Origin of the sequence: Saccharothrix australiensis, assembly GCF_003634935.1 — a bacterium.
Lineage (GTDB): Bacteria > Actinomycetota > Actinomycetes > Mycobacteriales > Pseudonocardiaceae > Actinosynnema > Actinosynnema australiense.
In genome coordinates this window covers 7,434,796-7,451,712 of the sequence record NZ_RBXO01000001.1, presented here as the reverse complement: position 1 = coordinate 7,451,712, position 16,917 = coordinate 7,434,796, and the positions used below count along the sequence as shown (strand labels likewise).

General features: G+C 74.1%; 17 protein-coding genes. 6 read left to right on the top strand and 11 right to left on the bottom strand.

Annotated elements, in window-relative coordinates:
- Positions 1-38: 38 nt before the first annotated feature.
- From C8E97_RS31755 to C8E97_RS31740, 4 genes are all read right to left on the bottom strand, one after another.
- Positions 39-332: a DUF3017 domain-containing protein gene (locus C8E97_RS31755; protein ID WP_121012820.1), complete on the bottom strand. Its 294-nt coding sequence runs from the start codon at positions 330-332 to the stop codon at positions 39-41.
- Positions 333-351: 19 nt separating this feature from the next.
- On the bottom strand, positions 352-1,209 hold the full coding sequence (locus C8E97_RS31750) for a bifunctional methylenetetrahydrofolate dehydrogenase/methenyltetrahydrofolate cyclohydrolase (RefSeq protein ID WP_121012818.1): 858 nt from the start codon (positions 1,207-1,209) through the stop codon (positions 352-354).
- 184 nt (positions 1,210-1,393) lie between these two features.
- Entirely contained in the window at positions 1,394-2,344 is a 951-nt protein-coding gene (locus C8E97_RS31745) for a DMT family transporter (RefSeq protein ID WP_121009569.1), read from the bottom strand.
- 10 nt (positions 2,345-2,354) lie between these two features.
- Positions 2,355-3,569 (bottom strand): MFS transporter, encoded by a 1,215-nt coding sequence (locus C8E97_RS31740; protein ID WP_121009566.1) that lies wholly within the window; start codon positions 3,567-3,569, stop codon positions 2,355-2,357.
- 340 nt (positions 3,570-3,909) lie between these two features.
- Between C8E97_RS31740 and C8E97_RS31730 the strand changes: the two genes are divergently transcribed.
- The 3 genes from C8E97_RS31730 (at position 3,910) to C8E97_RS31720 (ending at position 8,905) form a co-directional block, all read left to right on the top strand.
- Complete coding sequence (locus tag C8E97_RS31730) at positions 3,910-4,380, top strand: hypothetical protein (RefSeq protein WP_121009560.1); 471 nt, start codon at positions 3,910-3,912, stop codon at positions 4,378-4,380.
- Positions 4,377-5,996 (top strand): TNT domain-containing protein, encoded by a 1,620-nt coding sequence (locus C8E97_RS31725; protein WP_121009557.1) that lies wholly within the window; start codon positions 4,377-4,379, stop codon positions 5,994-5,996. Before C8E97_RS31730 ends, C8E97_RS31725 begins: the two co-directional genes overlap by 4 nt.
- 77 nt (positions 5,997-6,073) lie before the next feature.
- On the top strand, positions 6,074-8,905 hold the full coding sequence (locus C8E97_RS31720) for a glycohydrolase toxin TNT-related protein (RefSeq protein ID WP_147455288.1): 2,832 nt from the start codon (positions 6,074-6,076) through the stop codon (positions 8,903-8,905).
- A 156-nt stretch (positions 8,906-9,061) separates the two neighbouring features.
- Here C8E97_RS31720 and C8E97_RS31715 read toward each other — a convergent pair whose 3' ends face one another.
- A complete protein-coding gene (locus tag C8E97_RS31715) occupies positions 9,062-9,649 on the bottom strand; it encodes a pentapeptide repeat-containing protein (RefSeq protein WP_170212180.1) in 588 nt (195 codons plus the stop codon).
- A 166-nt stretch (positions 9,650-9,815) separates the two neighbouring features.
- Between C8E97_RS31715 and C8E97_RS31710 the strand changes: the two genes are divergently transcribed.
- Together C8E97_RS31710 and C8E97_RS31705 are read left to right on the top strand one after the other, a co-directional pair.
- Positions 9,816-10,805: a malate dehydrogenase gene (locus tag C8E97_RS31710; protein ID WP_121009548.1), complete on the top strand. Its 990-nt coding sequence runs from the start codon at positions 9,816-9,818 to the stop codon at positions 10,803-10,805.
- A 79-nt stretch (positions 10,806-10,884) separates the two neighbouring features.
- Positions 10,885-11,700, top strand: a complete 816-nt coding sequence (locus C8E97_RS31705) for an inositol monophosphatase family protein (RefSeq protein WP_342776270.1) — start codon at positions 10,885-10,887, stop codon at positions 11,698-11,700.
- Positions 11,701-11,966: 266 nt separating this feature from the next.
- Here C8E97_RS31705 and C8E97_RS31700 read toward each other — a convergent pair whose 3' ends face one another.
- From C8E97_RS31700 to C8E97_RS31675, 6 genes are all read right to left on the bottom strand, one after another.
- Positions 11,967-12,158: a DUF1918 domain-containing protein gene (locus C8E97_RS31700; RefSeq protein WP_121009542.1), complete on the bottom strand. Its 192-nt coding sequence runs from the start codon at positions 12,156-12,158 to the stop codon at positions 11,967-11,969.
- Positions 12,159-12,225: 67 nt separating this feature from the next.
- Positions 12,226-12,621, bottom strand: a complete 396-nt coding sequence (locus tag C8E97_RS31695; protein ID WP_121009539.1) for a bacteriophage spanin2 family protein — start codon at positions 12,619-12,621, stop codon at positions 12,226-12,228.
- 49 nt (positions 12,622-12,670) lie between these two features.
- Complete coding sequence (locus C8E97_RS31690) at positions 12,671-13,627, bottom strand: ABC transporter ATP-binding protein (RefSeq protein WP_121009536.1); 957 nt, start codon at positions 13,625-13,627, stop codon at positions 12,671-12,673.
- On the bottom strand, positions 13,624-14,421 hold the full coding sequence (locus C8E97_RS31685; RefSeq protein ID WP_121009534.1) for an ABC transporter permease: 798 nt from the start codon (positions 14,419-14,421) through the stop codon (positions 13,624-13,626). Before C8E97_RS31685 ends, C8E97_RS31690 begins: the two co-directional genes overlap by 4 nt.
- Positions 14,414-15,127, bottom strand: a complete 714-nt coding sequence (locus tag C8E97_RS31680; RefSeq protein WP_246019287.1) for an ABC transporter permease — start codon at positions 15,125-15,127, stop codon at positions 14,414-14,416. The genes C8E97_RS31685 and C8E97_RS31680 overlap by 8 nt, the downstream gene beginning before the upstream one ends.
- 176 nt (positions 15,128-15,303) lie before the next feature.
- A complete protein-coding gene (locus C8E97_RS31675) occupies positions 15,304-15,612 on the bottom strand; it encodes an ArsR/SmtB family transcription factor (protein ID WP_121009528.1) in 309 nt (102 codons plus the stop codon).
- Positions 15,613-15,698: 86 nt separating this feature from the next.
- Here C8E97_RS31675 and C8E97_RS31670 point away from each other — a divergent pair, with 86 nt between their 5' ends.
- A complete protein-coding gene (locus tag C8E97_RS31670; RefSeq protein WP_121009526.1) occupies positions 15,699-16,910 on the top strand; it encodes an MFS transporter in 1,212 nt (403 codons plus the stop codon).
- Positions 16,911-16,917: the final 7 nt, after the last annotated feature.

Genomic DNA, 16,917 nt, shown 5'->3' with positions numbered 1-16,917 from the left:
CGCGCGGGAACGCCCGAGGCGCGCCGAATGCCCCGGCGTCAGCGGCTGAGGGGCCCGCCGATGATGGTCATCGCCACGACGATCACGGCGAAGCCCAGCCCCGAGTACAGCAGCGCGTCGACGCCCCGCCCCCGGATCGCGATCAGGCCGGCCTGCTCGTCGGTCACCAGCAGCCGCAGCAGGGCCGCGACCAGCAGCGCCACCCCGATCAGCACCGCGCCCTGCCGCCAGTGGTACTGCAGGATGCGCACGAGCCCCAGCGCGACCACGCCGAGCACCAGCCCGAACGGCAGGTGCCGGCCGGCCGCCGAGCGCCAGCGCTGCTCCGGCATGAGCTCCACCGCTCCCGCCTCAGCCCGCGGCCACGGCGCGCTCGGCCGCCTCGACGGTGTTGGTCAGCAGCATCGCGATGGTCATCGGGCCCGCGCCACCGGGGATCGGGGCCAGGTGGCCGGCGACCGACGCCACGTCCGGGTGCACGTCGCCGACCAGGCCGGCGTCGGTGCGGGTGATGCCGACGTCCACCACGGCGGCGCCCGGCTTCACCATGTCGGCCGTGATCAGGCCGGGGCTGCCCGCGCCCGCGACCACGATGTCCGCGCGGCGCACCTCGGCCGCCAGGTCCTTGGTGCCGGTGTGGCACAGCGTCACGGTGGCGTTCTCGCTGCGCCTGGTCAGCAGCAGGCCGATCGGGCGGCCGACGGTCACGCCGCGGCCCACCACCGTCACGTTCGCGCCCGCGATCGGCACGTCGAACCGGCGCAGCAGCTCGATCACGCCGCGCGGCGTCGCGGGCAGCGGGGCCTCCTCGCCGAGGACGAGCTTGCCCAGGTTGACGGGGTGCAGGCCGTCGCCGTCCTTGCGGGGGTCGATGCGACCGAGGACCGCGTTCGCGTCCAGGTGCTTCGGCAGCGGCAGCTGCACGATGTAGGCGGTGCAGGCCGGGTCGGCGTTCAGCTCGTCGATGACGGCTTCGAGCTGCTCCTGCGTGGTGTCGGCGGGCAGGTCGCGGCGGATCGACGTGATGCCGACCTTGGCGCACGCGGCGTGCTTGCCCTTCACGTACGAGTGGGAACCGGGGTCGTCGCCGACCAGCACGGTGGCCAGCCCCGGCGTCACCCCCTGCTCGACCAGCGCCGCGACCCGCGTGCGCAGGTCGTCGAAGATCGCGTCCCGAGTGGCCCTGCCGTTGAGGATCGTCGCCGTCACGCGCCCCATCTTCGCACCACCGCCACCGGCGGAGCGCGCCGACCACCGCCCGGCCGCCCGAGCACCCTGCCGCCCGACCACCCGGCCACCGGCCCGCCGACCGGGTTCCGGTCGCCGAAGCCCGTCCGGCGCCGTTCGGCAGTCGGCGCGGCTCCGCCCGGCGGTCCTACCACCGCCGGGCGGCTCAGCCCCGTCGCCGGTCCGGCAGCGCGGCCACCACCACCGCCAGCAGCGTCAGCACCGTGCCCACCACGGTCACCACGCCCACGCGCGCACCGCCCGCGGGCGCGATGAGGTCGACCGCCGGCGCGCCCACCAGCTGCCCGGCCACCTGGCCCAGTCCGACCAGCAGCACCCCGCTCCACCGCACCGCCACCACGGCCGTCCCGATCGTGACGATGCCCAGCGCACCGCCCGCGTAGAACCACGGCGACGAGGGCGCGGCCGAGGGCAGGCCGCGCACCGCCACGTCGACGGCGCACACCGCCAGCAGCACGATCGTCCCGGTGGCGAAGTTGACCAGCGTCGCCACTCCCGTGCTCCGGGCGGCCTCCCGGACCAGGCCGTTCACCGCCTGCTGCCACCCGAGCCCGACACCGGCCGCCGCGGGCAGCAGCGCCGGCCACAGCGCGCCGGGCCGGCCGAACCCGTCCGACACGGCCACCCCCACCGCGACCACGGCGAGCGCCGCGCCCGCGACGCGCGGGACCGTGAACGGCTGCGCGCCCGCCGGACCGACGCCCGCCCGGTCCACCAGCAGGCTGCTCACGACCTGCGCGGCCACCACCGACACGGTGAACGCCGCCACGCCGAGCGACGCGATGGTCAACCCCTGCGCGGACACGAAGAACGCGCCGCACGCGCCGCCGACGCACTGCCACCACCGGAGGTCGCCGCGCCGCACCGCCGCCCGCAGCCGGGTCAACCCGGCCCGCCCGGCGGCGGACGCGCCCACCCCGACCACCAGCAGCAGCAACCCGCCGCCGAACGACACGAGCGCCGCCAGGAACCCGTCGCGGAACACGTGCCCCAGCTCGCCGTTGAGCCGGCCCTGCACCGCGAGGACCACCCCGCCCGCGAACGCGACGAGCGCGCCGACGGCCCGCAGCCGCGCCGACGGAGCACTCCCAGGCAATGGAGCCCGCTCAGGCAACGGAGCCGGCCAGCTCCCGCCGCGGCACGCGCACCCGGCTCGCCAGCAGCACGGCCAGCCCGGCCGCCCCGGCCGCCGCGCCGGCCGCCGCCGCGGGCCCGACGTGGTCGAGCAGCCAGCCCGCGAGGGGCAGCACCGTCGCCGAACCCGCCGTGGAGAACGCGCTCACCCACCCGAACGCCTCGGCCTTGCGGCCGTCCGGCGCGAGGTCGCTGATCCGGGCGTTGTTGGCGGCGATCGCGGGCGCGATGGCCATCCCGCCGACGCACAGCACCAGGCCGATCAGCCACGCCGAGGACGGCGACAGCACCGGCGGCAGCACGGGCACCAGCGCCGCCACGCCCAGCGCCAGCAACGCCATCCGCCGGGTGAACCGGACCTCGCCGCTCATCCCGCCGACGACCAGGCCGCCCGCGGTCGACCCGACGCCCCACACCGCCACCAGCACACCGGCCAGCGCCGGGTCGCCCAGGTCGCGCGCCCACGCGATGACCACCATGTCGACCGTCACCAGCGACGCCACCACGCACAGGCTGGTGACCAGCGCGCACACCATCGAGCGGTCCGCCAGCAGGGTCCGCCCGGCGTGCTCGCCGCGCGGTTCGGGCTCGTCCAGCCCGGTCCGCCGCAGCGCGGCGCGGAACCCGAGCGCGCCCAGCACGCCCAGCGCGCCGCACAGCCACAGCGCGACCTGCGCGTTCGCCACCGCCACGACGGTCGCCGCGAGCGCGGGCCCGACGATGTACAGGAGCTCCTGCATCGACGCCTCGACGGTGAACACGGCCTGCCGCGCCGGCCCCGTGGCCAGCCGGGGGAAGTTCGCCCGGCTCACCTGCGCCACCGGTGGCAGCGAGAGCCCCGCCAGCGCGGCCACCAGCACCGACAGCGGCCACCAGGACGGCGGGAGCAGCGCGGGCAGCAGGCCGGCCACCGCCATCGCCGCCGTGTAACCCGCCGCCGTGACCAGCAGCAACCGGTTCGCCGGGCGGCGGTCGGCGGTGCGCCCGCGCAACGGGCTCGCCACGCCGAGGCCCAGCGCGAACGCGCCGGCCACGAGCCCCGCCGCCGTGTACGACCCGGTCCACCCGGCGATCAGGAACGACGTCGCGAGCGGTGTGCCGGGCATGTGCACCCGACCCAGCATCGACCAGGTCAACAACGCGGGCAGTCCCGGCACGGCGGCCAGTTCGCGGTAAGGGCGGAGCACCCAACCACTCTGCACGCGACGCCGGCCCGCCGTTCTGCGCAGACGTGGGACGTCTGATCGCGTGATCGCGTCATCACTGTCCGGAGGGCCCCTCGCAAAGATAACTGTGATGTATCCCACACCAAATACACTCGTGCGGGGTGCGCGCGGTCGTCGGCCCGAACCCTCCGGAAGACCCGCCGCCGATGGCGCGGGACCGGTCGAAGTCCGCCGGTGCCGGCGGTACGGTCGAGATCATCGACACCGCCGCCCCGCGCGACCCGCTCCGCCACCGGCACCGGTCCCGGTGGCGGGTGGCGCGCCGACGGCACGACCGGGACCTACGTCAGGAGCCGCCCCCATGAGCACACCGGAGCCCACCGGCCCGCCGGCCGCTGAGCAGCGCCACGACGAGCTGCTCCAGCGCATCGGCGGCCTGCTGCTGGCCGCCGTCCCGGAGGACTTCCGGCGCGTCGACCTGCTGGTCCGGATGACGGTCGCGGTGCAGGACCTGGCGCTGACGGTGTACCGCCCGGACGGGTCGACGCCGGAGGTGCTGCCGCCGGAGGGGCTGACGGCGGCGTTCCGCGAGATGCGCGAGGTGCTGTACCAGCCGGGCCGCGGCACGTGGTTCTCCTGCCGGTGCGTGGTGAACGCGCCGGCGCGGATCGACATCACCTACAACTTCGACCACGACCCGCTGTTCGCGCCCCCGGTGCCCGCCACCGACTTCGCGCGGGACCTGGCGGCCTTCCCCCGCGACGACGCCTTCATCCCGGACTGGCTGCGGGCCGAGCTGGCGGAGGCCGCCACCGAGGAGCAGAACGCATGAGCGCGCCGCAGCCGGACGCCGAGGGCACCCCGCGGTCGGAGGTCGGGCACGCGCCGCCGCCGGGCGTCGAGGGCACGCCGCCGCCGGGCGTCGAGGTCGCGCCGCAGCTGGACGTCGAGGACCAGAACGCGATCCTCGGCTCGCTCACCACGCTGCTGGTGCACCGGCTGCCCGGCGACTGGGAGCAGCTGTCCGTCGACTTCCGCGCGATGGGCTCCCACGTGGAGGCCGAGGCGTCGGGCCGGACGATCTTCGGCGGGTCGTTCCCGTGGCGGCTGCCCGACGAGGCGCTGCCGTTCCTGGTGCGGTTGCGCGAGGGCATGGCGCGGCCGGGCCAGGGCACCTGGTTCGCCGTGCGGTTGCACCTCGAACACCCGGACACGTACTCGGCGGTGTTCGACCGGGACCGCGAGCCGGACTGGACGTCGCCGCCCGCGCCCGAGCGGTACGAGGAGGAGCTGGAGCGCCACCCGCGCGACCCGGCACCGGACTGGCTGGCGGCGAAGGCGGGCCGGGTGCCCCGCGTCGGGCTGATCGCCGCACCGGTGTTCGACGGCGTCGACGCGCGGGGCCTGCCCACCCACGACCGGCCGCCCGTCCACCCGCAGGAGCTGGACGACGTCCTGGCCTACCTGGAGCAGGCCCCGGTCGTGCTGGCGGCCCGGTCCTACGGCGTCGACGCGTTCAAGCCGGACGCGACGCCGTCGGTGCCCCTGTCGTTCCACACCGACGGCACCTGGGTGTGGCCCGGCGGCGTGGGCTTCCACCTGCGCAACCACCACGTGCCGCCCGTGCCGCAGCTCGTGCGGCACATCCGGGAGAACGGCTACGCCCTGCCGCCGGTCACCCCGGAGGCGCGCAGCGCCGCCGAGGCCCTCGCGAGCGGTCGGGCGGAGGGCGTGCCGCTGCCCGAGCACCGGCCCCGCGTGATCACCGAGGACGAGCGGCGCGTCCTGGATCGCCTGAAAGCGCGCCTCGACCACTACGGGGTGAACGAGCACGAGTACGGCATCGTCGAGCCGAAACCGGACGCGCTGGTGCTGGAGCCCGCGCCCGGACCGGCCGGGTGGCAGGTGCAGTTCTGGGACGCCGGTCGCGGCCCGCACGGGCGTCCGCCGGTCCACGAGCACGTGGTGGACGCGGCGAAATCGCTGCTGGCCGAGCTGCTGTGGCGCGACGACCTGGACGCCGCGCGGGCGGCGAACCGGGCGGCGGCCGCGCGACCGGTGGCCGACGTGCGACCGGTGCCGGACATCCAGCCGCTGCCGGACGAGCCGCCGTTGTCGCTGTTCCGCGACCGGGAGGCCGTCGTGCTGCCGGTGGGCACCGAACTGGATCGATTCGGGCCGGACGCCGGCAACCTCGTGTACGCCGCCGGGACGATGTACGGGAACCGATCGCTGCCACCGGATTGGCTGAACCGCGACTACCACGTGTATCGGGTGCGGAAGCCGGTGCCGGCGCTCCGGGGCGTCGCGGTGCCGTGGTTCGGCCAGGTCGGTGGCGGCACCGGCTACTTCCTCGCGCAGGCCGTGCGCGATTTGCTGGCCGACGGGAGCCTCGTCGAGATCCCCGGCGCGACCATCGGGCCGCCGTCACCCGAGGTCCGGGAATGATTCCACCGCTTGGTTAGTCCATTCGGCGCAGCGGGGGTCCGTGCGGGCACGGGGAGTCGCGGGGGAAGATGATGCACGTGTCCGAGCCGAAGCCGTTGAACCCGACCGAGCAGGATGCGCTGGTCAAGCAGATCGGCCTGACGCTGATGCGCGCCGCCCCGGAAGACTGGCGGCACGTGTCCGCGGAGTACCGCGCGACCGGTCGGTACTTCGAGTTGGCCGCCGAAGTGCGGTCCGCCGACGGCACCATGCGCGTCTGGTCGCCGCCGCAGGAGGTGGCGGGCCTGTTCTCGCGCCTGCGCGCCGGCATGTACCGGGAGGGTCGCGGCAGCTGGACCAACGCCCGCTACCAGCTCGACCACCCGTCGAGCTACAACCTCGACTTCGACCGCGCCGAGCCCGCGTGGCAGACGCCACCGCCGCCGCAGGCGTACGTGGACGAGATGCGGTTCTTCCCGCGCGCCGACGAGAACGTGCCGGACTGGCTGCGCCGCAGGTTGGCGCAGCAGCCGCCGACGCCGCCGCCACCGACCCCGCCGCGCGGCTTCCGGACGGCCAGGGTGTTCGACGGCGCGGGCCCCGGCGGGCGGCCCTCGGTGAACCGGCCGCCGGTGCCGGAGGGCGAGCACGAGCTGCTGCTGGACTACCTGGACCACGCGCCGGTCGCCGTCATCGGGCGCGGGTTCGACGCCGACGTGCTGAACCCGGACGCGCCCGCGGTCGTGCCGGTGGCGTTCCAGACCGACGGCCACTGGATCTGGCCCGCCGCCGTGGGCTACTACCTGCGGGCGTACGGCGTGCCGCCGGAACCCGAGCTGGTCGAGCGGGCCAAGGCGAACGACTACGTGCTGCCCGACGTCCCGGAGGAGGCGCGGATCGCCGCGGCGGCGAACCTGGGCGCGCCCGCCGCGCCGCGCGACACGCGGTTGCCGGTGGCCGAGGCCGCCGAGCAGGCCGCCGAGCCGTTCGAGGCGTTCGCCGAGCGGGAGGAGCCGGTGGAGGTGGGCGCGACGGTCGTCGCGCCGCGGCCCGAGGTGCCCCCGCCGCCCTCCGCCGTGGCCGACCCGCCCGAGGCGGAGCGCGAGCGCGAGCACGACCCGGAGCCGCCCGCCGCCGCGCCCGCGGACGTCGAGGAGACGGCGAACCTGACCGAGATCACGCCCGAGGTCGCCGAGTTCACGCAGGACGGCCCGCCGTACCGGGTGCGGTTCGAGGAGGACGGCGGCCCGGTCATCGACGACCGCTACCGGCGGGAGACCTACGTCGACGGGATGGACCTGTTCGCGCCCGCGAGCTACGACCGGGAGCTGAACGACACCCAGGCGTGGAGCCCGTTCGCCGAGGAGGGCTCCGAGCCGGCGGTCCGGGAGGGGACCGCCGAGGCGGCGGCGCCCGCCGAGCCCGCGCCGGAGGAGGTGGCGGAGGACGGGCCGGACCTCGCCGACGTGCCGGTGGCGGAGGCCGGGCACGAACAGGCCGGGCACGACCAGGCCGGTGCCGCGCCGGAGGCGGTCGAGCAGACCACCGAGTTCGAGGTCGACCAGGAGGAGCTGTTCCACGAGCAGCAGGCGTTCGCGCAGCCGCAGTTCGGCGACCAGCAGCAGTTCGGCGACCAGCAGCAGTTCGCGGACGAGCAGCAGTTCGGCGACCGGCAGCCGTTCGCGGACGAGCAGCCGCCGTTCGGCGCGCAGGAGCAGTTCGCCGACCAGCAGTTCGCCGAGAAGTCGTTCGAGGACGAGCAGTTCGAGGGCCGGCAGTTCGGCGGCGAGCAGTTCGCGGACCAGCGGTTCGACGACCAGCAGTTCGGTGACCGGCAGTTCGACGGAAGGCAGTTCGGCGGCGAGCAGTTCGAGGGTCGGCCGTTCGCCGAGCGGGAATTCGGCGAGCGCGAGTTCGACGGCGAGGGCGGCTTCGCGGAGGGGTCCTTCGGCGAGCAGGCCGCGCCGGTCGAGCCGAGGCAGGTCACGCCCGAGGAGGAGCGCGAGCTGACCGGCGTCCGGCGCGCCCTGGACGACCTGGACGTGCCGCCCGCCGCCTACCGGTTCGGCGAGCCGGCGGACCGCACGTGGGTGCTCCGGACCGAGGGCCGGTCGTGGGAGGTGTCGTGGTTCGACCACGGCCCGACCAACCCGGTCCGGTTCGACCGCGTGGAGGACGCCGCGGCCTACCTGATCGGCAAGCTGGTCCTCACCGGCCGCCGCGCCCCGCGCCCGCTGCCACCACCCCCGCCGCGCAACCAGCCACCGCGCCCGCCGATGGCCGAGGGCTTCCGCGAGGAGCCCCAGCGCCCGCACGGCGAGGGCTTCCGCGACGAGCCGCACCGCGCTCCCGCCGAGGGCTTCCGCGAGGAACCGCACCGCCCGCACGGCGAGAACTTCCGCGAGGAACCGCACCGCGAAGCCTTCCGCGACGAGCCCCAGCGCCCGCACGGGGAAGGCTTCCGCGAGGAACCGGCACGCCCACCCGCGACCAACGGCTTCCGCGACGACCGCCGCCCCGTCCCGCCGCCGCCGACGCCGCGCCCGGAGAACCAGCCCGAAGCACCGAAGGCGCGCTCCTGGCCGATCACGCCCATGAACGGCGAACCACCGCTCACCCTCTTCCGGCACAAGCAGATGGTCGAGCTGCCCGCCGGCACGGAGGTCGACCGGTTCGGCGACGGCAACGGCAACCTCGTCTACGCCGTCGGCACCCCGTTCGAGGAGCGCTCCCTGGTCCCGTCGTGGATCAACCGCCCGTACCGCGTGTACCGGTTGCGCCGCGCGGTGGAGGTGCTGACCGGCGTCGCCGTGCCGTGGTTCGAGCAGCCCGGCGGCGGCACGGCCTACCTGATGCCCAAGTCGATCGAGGACATGCTGGCCGACGGCGTCCTGGTGGAGGTCGCGAACCAGGAGGCGCCGACCCACTGACCAGTGCCCGGACCGGTCCGCGCGCACCCGCCCGGACCGGTCCACACCAGGCGCACCCGAGCGGCCCGGCACACGCGCGGACCGCCGGCCGGCATCCCCGGACCCCATCGGCCCACGTGCGGCCACTTACCGGCCGCCGTGCCGCCCACCCGGCGGTCAATCCACGCGGAGCCCGTGCGCTGCGGCGAAGGCCACGGCCGTCGCCAGGTCCACCCGCGCCCCGCGCAGGTCCGCCGCGACCAGCCCGTCCGCGCCCACCCTGGCCCCGCGCAGGTCCGCGCCCTCGAACCGGCACTCCCGCAGCCGCGCGCCCGTCAGGTCGGCGTCCCGCAGGTCGGCGTCCCGCAAGTCCGCGCCCTCCAGGTTGGCCTCCCGCAGCCGCAACCCGCGCAACGACGCCTTGCGCAGCAACGCCCGCGACAGCCCCACCAGCGTGAGGTCGGTCTCCTCCAGGGCGAGCCCCCGCAACCCGCAGTCCACGAACGTCGACCCGAGCAGCGTGCACGACCGGAACGAGGCGGACGCCAGCACGGCCCGGTCGAACCGGCAGGACCGGAACGCCGTCGCGGTGTGCGCGGAACCGCCCAGGTCGGCGCGGTCGAACGTGCACTCGGTGAACGAGCAACCCGACGTCACCAGCCCCCGCAGGTCGGCTTCGGTGAAGTCGCACCGCACGAACGAGCGACCCTCCCACCGCTGCCCGGCCAGCACGGCGTCGCCGTAGTCCTCGTCCGCTTCGATGATGTCCACTGTCACACCTTGCCATCGTTCAACGGTTGGTAACCTCACCGCGTCGGGCAAACCGCCCGATGCGCCGGTCCCGGAGTAGAGACCGCCGCTGACAGGTGCAGCCTGCCTAGTGGTCGTGCCCGAGGACTGAAGCCCGTCGGATCGTCATTCGGGAAGGCTCATGACCCGCACGCCCGTGAACGTCACCGTCACCGGTGCGGCCGGCCAGATCGGCTACGCACTGCTGTTCCGCATCGCCTCCGGCCACCTGCTGGGCCCCGACGTCCCGGTCCGCCTGCGCCTGCTGGAGATCCCGCAGGCGGTGAAGGCCGCCGAGGGGACCGCGATGGAGTTGGACGACTGCGCGTTCCCGCTGCTGTCCGGCATCGACATCACCGACGACGCCAAGACGGCGTTCGACGGTGTGAACGTGGCGCTGCTGGTCGGCGCCCGCCCGCGCACCAAGGGCATGGAGCGGGGCGACCTGCTGGAGGCCAACGGCGGCATCTTCAAGCCGCAGGGTGAGGCGATCAACGCGGGCGCGGCGGACGACGTCCGCGTGCTCGTGGTCGGCAACCCGGCCAACACCAACGCCCTGATCGCGCAGCGGCACGCACCGGACGTCCCGGCCGAGCGGTTCACCGCGATGACCCGCCTCGACCACAACCGGGCGCTGTCGCAGCTGGCCAAGAAGCTGGGCGTGTCGGTCACCGACATCAGGAAGCTCACCATCTGGGGCAACCACTCGGCGACGCAGTACCCGGACCTGTTCCACGCCGAGGTGAACGGCCGGATCGCCGCCGAGGCCGTGAACGACCAGGCGTGGCTGGAGAACGACTTCATCCCGACCGTGGCCAAGCGCGGCGCGGCGATCATCGAGGCGCGCGGCGCGTCCTCGGCGGCGTCGGCGGCGAACGCGGCCATCGACCACGTCTTCACGTGGGTCAACGGCACCGCCGAGGGCGACTGGACGTCGGCCGCGGTCGTGTCCGACGGCTCCTACGGCGTGCCGGAGGGCCTGATCTCGTCGTTCCCGGTGACGTCGAAGGGCGGCCGGTACGAGATCGTGCAGGGCCTGGAGATCGACGACTTCTCGCGCGCCCGCATCGACGCCTCCGTGGCCGAGCTGGTCGAGGAGCGCGACGCGGTGAAGGCCCTCGGCCTGATCTGAGCCGGTGATCCGGACCGGATCCGGGCAACACGTCGCGGGGGAGCCCTGTCCGGGGCTCCCCCGTGGCATGTTCTCCGTCGTGACGAAGAACCCGTGGCCCGTTCCCGAACCCCTGCTCGCCCCCGACGTCCACCCGGCCCTGGCGGCGACCGCCCGCGCCGCGTCCCGCGCGTACCAGGAGGCGCGGCACCTCCACACGCGCGCCGAGCTGCGCGCGGAGGTCGCGGACGGCGCGGACGGCACACCCACCATGCGGGTGGACGCGATCGTCGAGGCGGCGATCGCGGAGGCGGCGACGAACGCGGGCGCCAACCTGCTGTCCGAGGAGACCGGGTTCGTGGACAACGGCTCCGCCGCCACCCTGGTCGTCGACCCCGTGGACGGCTCGGCCAACGCGGCGGCCGGCGTGCCGCTGTCCTGCTTCGCCGGCGCGCTGGTGCTCGACACCCGACCGGTGGAGGCGCTGACGGTCTGGTTCGACACCGGTCGGGCCTGGTCGGCGAAGGCGGGTCAGCCGACGCCGTTCCGCACGTCCGGCCGCACGGAACTCCGGGGCGCGTCGATCTGCGCGATGCGCCCCAAGCGCGGCACCGAGGACGCGTGGCTGCGCCTGGCGAACGCCGTCGACCGCATCCGCGTCCTGAGCACCACCTGCCTGGAGACGATGCTCGTCGCGGAGGGCTCGGTGGACGCGTTCGCCGACCCCGGTTCGGACACCCACCGGCTGATGGACCTGATCGCGGCCCTGGTGACGGTGCCCGCCGCCGGCGGCGCGCTGCTGGACCTGCACGGCCGCCCGCTCACCTTCGACCTGGACCTGACCCGCCGCTGGTCAGGCGTCGCAGCCGCAACCGAGGCCCTGGCCGACGACCTGATCACCACCGTACTGGGCTGACCCCAGGGCCACCCCGGCTCCGGAGGCCACCTGCCACCCGAAAAGCACCGGCAACAACCGGGCACCCAGCCCCCTGCCCCACGCCCGCGCCCTGCCCCCGCTCCCTGACCCCCGGTCCCCGCGCCGCGAGGCCGCGTCGGGTTGTCGCGCCTCATTTCCCGCCGATCACGCTTTACGATCGGCGGGAAATCAGGCGCGATGGCCCGACTCCAGGCGGCCGAGCCCGCCTCGGCGGAGCCGAGGCAATCCAACACAGCCAATTCAACTCAGTCGCCCGTGCGGGGCTCCACCAGGCAGTCCGGGCCGGGGTAGACCAGCCCTTCGTGGCCGTCGGAGAAGCGGACCAGGTACGGCGGCGCGCCATCGGAACCGCGGACCTCCACGATCTCGCCGATGCGCTCGTCGAGACCCACCGCGCGGCTGTGGACGTGCAGCCGGTCACCTACTGTCGCGTGCATCTGCAACACCTCCGGTGCGTCACAGCGTAGGACGGTTCCGAAGGTACCGACAGCCTGGCATTTCCGCTCAGCCGCAGGCGCGCGTCAGCTTCTCCACCTGCTCCAGCTTCCGCTGCGACCAGTCGGCGAGCCGCGCCGGGTCGAGGTCGTTCAGCGTCACGTTGGACATGGTGTCCGACACGCCGGTGATGGCGTCCTTGAGCGTGGTGTCGCCCGTCTTCTCCGCGAGCTTGGTCAGCTCCTCGGCCTTGGCCTTGGTCTCCTCCACCGCCTTCTGCGGGTCGGCGGAGCTCGGGGTGAAGCCCGCGAGCGCGAGCGCGTCGATGCACAGCTGCGCCTTGTCGGCGGCGGCCCCGACCTGGTTGGCGGTGTCGGACGCCTGCTGCACCGCGTCGCACGCGGAGACCGCGCCGGCGAGTCCCAGCACCAGGACGAGGGTGGCGACCGGACGACCTGCGCGCATGACGACTCCCGTGGATTCGGCCGAACTCGGCTGACCGTTTCGTCCGACTCTACCGACGCGCGTAGAGCCGACGCACCACATCGTCGATATCCGCCTCCTCGATCACCAGGTCGTGCACCTCCGCGCGGGCGACGACGGCCGTGATCAGCGCCGCGGCCGTGGTCTCCGACCGGCGGAACGTGAGGCGCTGTCGCAACCCGCCCAGTTCGGTCCGCACGTCCACCACGCCCAGCAGGCCCTCCAACGGCTCGGCGGGCCGCTCCAGGTCGACCACGAGCACGCGGTCCGGCGCGACCTCCGCCCGCAGGCCCTCCAGCGGGCCGTCGGCCAGCACCGTCCCGCGGTCGATGACCACCAGCCGGCGGCACAGCCGCTCGATGTCGTCCAGGTCGTGCGTGGTCAGCAGCAGCGTGGTGCCGCGCGCGGTGTTGAGGTCGGCCAGGAACTCGCGCAGCCGTTCCTTGGACTCCAGGTCCAGCCCGATGGTCGGCTCGTCCAGCACCAGCAGCTCCGGGCCGTGCAGGAGGGCGGCGGTCACCTCGCCGCGCATCCGCTGCCCGAGCGAGAGCTGCCGCACCGGCCGGTCGAGGAACGGGGCCAGCTCCAGCAGCTCGACGCACTCCCGCAGCCGCCGCGCGTGGTCGGCCGCGCCCACCCGGTAGATGGACCGCAGCAGCGCGAAGCTGTCGCGCAGGGGCAGGTCCCACCACAGCTGGCTGCGCTGCCCGAACACCACCCCGATCCGCCGCGCCAGCTCGCGCCGCGACCGGGACGGGTCGACGCCGGACACCCGCACGTGCCCGGACGTCGGGACCAGGATGCCGGTCAGCATCTTGATGGTGGTCGACTTGCCCGCGCCGTTCGGCCCGACGTACCCGACGGCCTCGCCCGCGGCGACGTCGAAGCTCACCGACTCGACCGCGCGGACGGTCGTCCGGGTGCGCCGGAACCGCCCGGCCTTGCCCGTCACCGTGAACTCGCGGCACAGCTCCCGCACTTCGATCATGACCCGGTCCCTCGGTAGTGGCGAACGGCGAACCGCCACACCAGCCCGGCCACGCCCGCGGCGGCCAGTGCGACGAGCGGTGAGACCCAGCCCAGGAACGCCGGGCCGCCCAACGGGTCGGGGCGGTCCAGCAGGGCGAGTGCGGGGTAGTAGGCGACGAACGCGCCGGGCACGACGAACGCCATGAACCGCCGCAGCCACCCCTGGTACACGGTGATGGGGTTGGAGGTGAAGGCGTTGCTGCCGTAGGTGACCGTGTTCGCCAGTTCCTGCGCTTCCACCAGCCAGAAGCACACGGCGCAGGCCACGACCCACACCGCGGAGAAGATCACGGCGCCGGCCAGCGGCGCGACGACCGCCAGCAGCGCGGTCCACGGTGACCACGCGATGTCGTTGTGCCCCAACGCGTGCACCATCACGACCACGCCGATGGCGACCCGGCCGACCCGGCGCAGCCGGACGTCCGACACCACGATCTGCGGCAGGGTGCCCAAGGGGCGCAGCAGGAGCACGTCGAACTTGCCGGTGCGGATGTAGTCGGGCAGCTCGTTCAGCTGGCCCGCGACCAGGTCGGCGATCCCGAACGCCGTGCTCGCGATCGCGTACATCAGGATCACCTCGGACCGGGAGAACCCGCCAAGCGAGTCGACCTGGCCGAACAGCGCGAGGATCACGACCAGCTCGGAAGCCTGGGCGAAACCCTGGCCGAGGCACTCCAGGGCGAACGAGACCCGGTAGGTCATCTGGCCGCGCAGCCGGGCGCCGACGAGCTTCGGGTAGACGCGGTCACCCACCCTGCACCGCCACCTTCCGCACGGCGCGGCCGAGCACCACGTGCCCGGCCGCGTACACGGCGACCGCCCAGAACGCCTGGTAGCCGAGGACCGTCCACTGTGGACGTCGGTCGAGGTAGACGTCGATCGGCGCCTGGATCAGCGCCGGGAAGGGCGTGGCCCACAACAGGTCTTGGAACCACTCCGGGAAGAAGTCCAGCGGCACGGCCAAGCCGCACAGCACGCTGACCGCAACCACGTAGAGCGTGATCACGCCCCGGCTGTCCAGCAACCAGAACGTGGTGGCGTTGAGCAGGAACCGCAGCCCGAAGCTGACCACCAGCGCCAGCGCCGAGCTGAGCAGGAACAGCGGCCACACCGCGGCCTCGGGCCACCGGAACGGGTAGATGAGCGACCCGATCACGAGCGGCGGCGCGAACCGCAGGAAGGCGCTGAAGCCGGCGCGGCCGAGGTCCTCGGCGAACAGCGCCGTCTGGAGGTGCCACGGCCGGTGCAGGTCGACCACGACGTCGCCCGTGCGGATGCGTTCGGTCAGCCTTGTGTCGCCCCAGAGCTGGACGAACGCCATCAGGCCCTGGCCGAGCCAGACGTACGCGACGACGGCGGGCACGTCGTACCCGGCCACCGGCGCGGCGGCCACGGCGGCGATCAGCACGGAGGTCCTGAGCAGGCCGAACATGACGTTCGCGGCCAGGCCGGCGAACATCGCTTGTCGATAGGTGGAGTAACGGCGGAATCCGGCGAGCGCGAGTTGCGCATAGGCGCGCACGTCTTACCACCCTAGGAACGGCCGCAATCCATTTCTCCGGGCTCGGGGTGGCGCGCCGCGCGGACGGGTGTCGCCCAGGCGGTGCCCGGAAAGGCGGTGCCCAGCGGGGCGGGTCAGCGGGGCGCGGCGAGCACCCCGTCGAGCAGGCCGGGGTAGAGGGCGTCGAGGTCGTCCCGGCGCAGGCTGCTGATCCGGGACGTGCCGCGCGGCCGCACCCGCACGACACCCGCCTCGCGCAGGGTCCGCACGTGGTGGGTCAACGTCGACGCGCTGACCCCGAGGTCGAGCAGCCCGCACGAGATCCCTTCCGCGCTGTCGGCGAGCGCGCGGACGATCCGCAGCCGGATCGGGTCGGCCAGCGCGCTCAGCACGGCCTCGATCCGCATCTCGTCGCGCGCCGGGTGGGGCAGGGGGCTCTGCATGGACCCATGATACGAGAATCATCGAAGTTCGACGGATCTCGTAGTACGGTTCTGATCGAACCAATCAGCCCACCGGGGGAAGCCACATGTCTGCCCGCACCTACCTGCTCACGGCCGGGGCGTTCGCCATCGGCACCAGCGGGTACATCGTCTCCGGCGTCCTGCCCGCCGTGAGCCGCGAGCTGAACGTCTCGCACGCCACCGCAGGCCAACTGCTCACCGCGTTCGCCATCGCCTACGCGATCTCGTCACCGCTGCTCGCGGCCGTCACCGGCCGGTGGGAGCGCCGGACGCTGCTGGTCACCGCGCTGGGCGTCTCCGCCGTGGGCAACCTGTTCGCGGCGCTCGCCCCGAACTACCCGCTGCTGCTGGCGGCCCGCGTGGTCAGCGCGCTCGGCGCGGCCGTCTACACACCCGCCGCGACGCTCGTGGCGACCGTGCTCAGCACGCCGGACCGCCGTGGCCGGGCCGTCGCCCTGGTGTTCGGCGGCCTGACGTTCTCGCTGGTGTTCGGCGTGCCCGCGGGCAACCTGCTGGGCGGACCGCTCGGCTACCAGGGCGTGTTCTGGCTGATCGCGGGCGTCACCGCGGTCGCCGCTGTCGCCGTGCGCCTGGGCCTGCCGCGCGTGGAGCCGCCGCCCGGCGTCCGCCTGCGCGAGCGGTTCGCGCCCGCCGCCGACCGGCGCGTGGTCATGGTGCTGATGCTGACCGTGCTGGTGTGCCTGGCGGTGTTCACGGTGTTCAACTACATCGCGCCGCTGCTCACGGCCACCGCCCACGTCGACGGCGCGGTGATCAGCGGGCTGCTCGTCGCCTACGGCGTCGGCGGCGCGTTCGGCAACTGGGCGTCGGGCCGCCTCACCGACCGGTTCGGGATCCGCAAGCTGCTCCTGGTGCTGTTCAGCTCCTTCACGGTCGTGCTGGCGACGCTGCCGCTGACCACGTCCACCGTCGCGGGCGCGGCCGTGGCGCTGTTCGTGTGGGGCGCGCTGACGTGGGCGTCGAACCCGCCGATCCAGACGTGGCTGATCGCGCTCGCGCCCGCGAACAGCGGCCTGCTGCTGTCGCTCAACGCGTCCGCGATCTACCTGGGCGTCGGCCTGTCCGGCGTGGTCGGCGGCGTGGTGATCAGCTGGGTCGGCCTGGTGCCGCTGGCGCCCATCGCGTCGCTGCTCGCCGTGGTCGCGCTGGTGCTGCTGGTCCTCGCGCTGCGCCCGCCGCGTCAGGAGCCCGCCGAGCCGAACGCGCTGGTGGTCGCCTCGCCCGACTCGGGGTCCTTCGCCAAGCAGTGGAAGTAGTTCCGGT

What these genes read in the sequence shown, in the direction of transcription:
- C8E97_RS31755 (WP_121012820.1), bottom strand. Translation starts at nt 332, where the DNA reads ATGCCGGAGCAGCGCTGGCGCTCGGCGGCCGGCCGGCACCTGCCGTTC.
- C8E97_RS31695 (WP_121009539.1), bottom strand. Translation starts at nt 12,621, where the DNA reads ATGCGCGCAGGTCGTCCGGTCGCCACCCTCGTCCTGGTGCTGGGACTC.
- C8E97_RS31730 (WP_121009560.1), top strand. Translation starts at nt 3,910, where the DNA reads ATGAGCACACCGGAGCCCACCGGCCCGCCGGCCGCTGAGCAGCGCCAC.
- C8E97_RS31680 (WP_246019287.1), bottom strand. Translation starts at nt 15,127, where the DNA reads ATGTTCGCCGGCCTGGCCGCGAACGTCATGTTCGGCCTGCTCAGGACC.
- C8E97_RS31690 (WP_121009536.1), bottom strand. Translation starts at nt 13,627, where the DNA reads ATGATCGAAGTGCGGGAGCTGTGCCGCGAGTTCACGGTGACGGGCAAG.
- C8E97_RS31675 (WP_121009528.1), bottom strand. Translation starts at nt 15,612, where the DNA reads ATGCAGAGCCCCCTGCCCCACCCGGCGCGCGACGAGATGCGGATCGAG.
- C8E97_RS31670 (WP_121009526.1), top strand. Translation starts at nt 15,699, where the DNA reads ATGTCTGCCCGCACCTACCTGCTCACGGCCGGGGCGTTCGCCATCGGC.
- C8E97_RS31710 (WP_121009548.1), top strand. Translation starts at nt 9,816, where the DNA reads ATGACCCGCACGCCCGTGAACGTCACCGTCACCGGTGCGGCCGGCCAG.
- C8E97_RS31700 (WP_121009542.1), bottom strand. Translation starts at nt 12,158, where the DNA reads ATGCACGCGACAGTAGGTGACCGGCTGCACGTCCACAGCCGCGCGGTG.
- C8E97_RS31725 (WP_121009557.1), top strand. Translation starts at nt 4,377, where the DNA reads ATGAGCGCGCCGCAGCCGGACGCCGAGGGCACCCCGCGGTCGGAGGTC.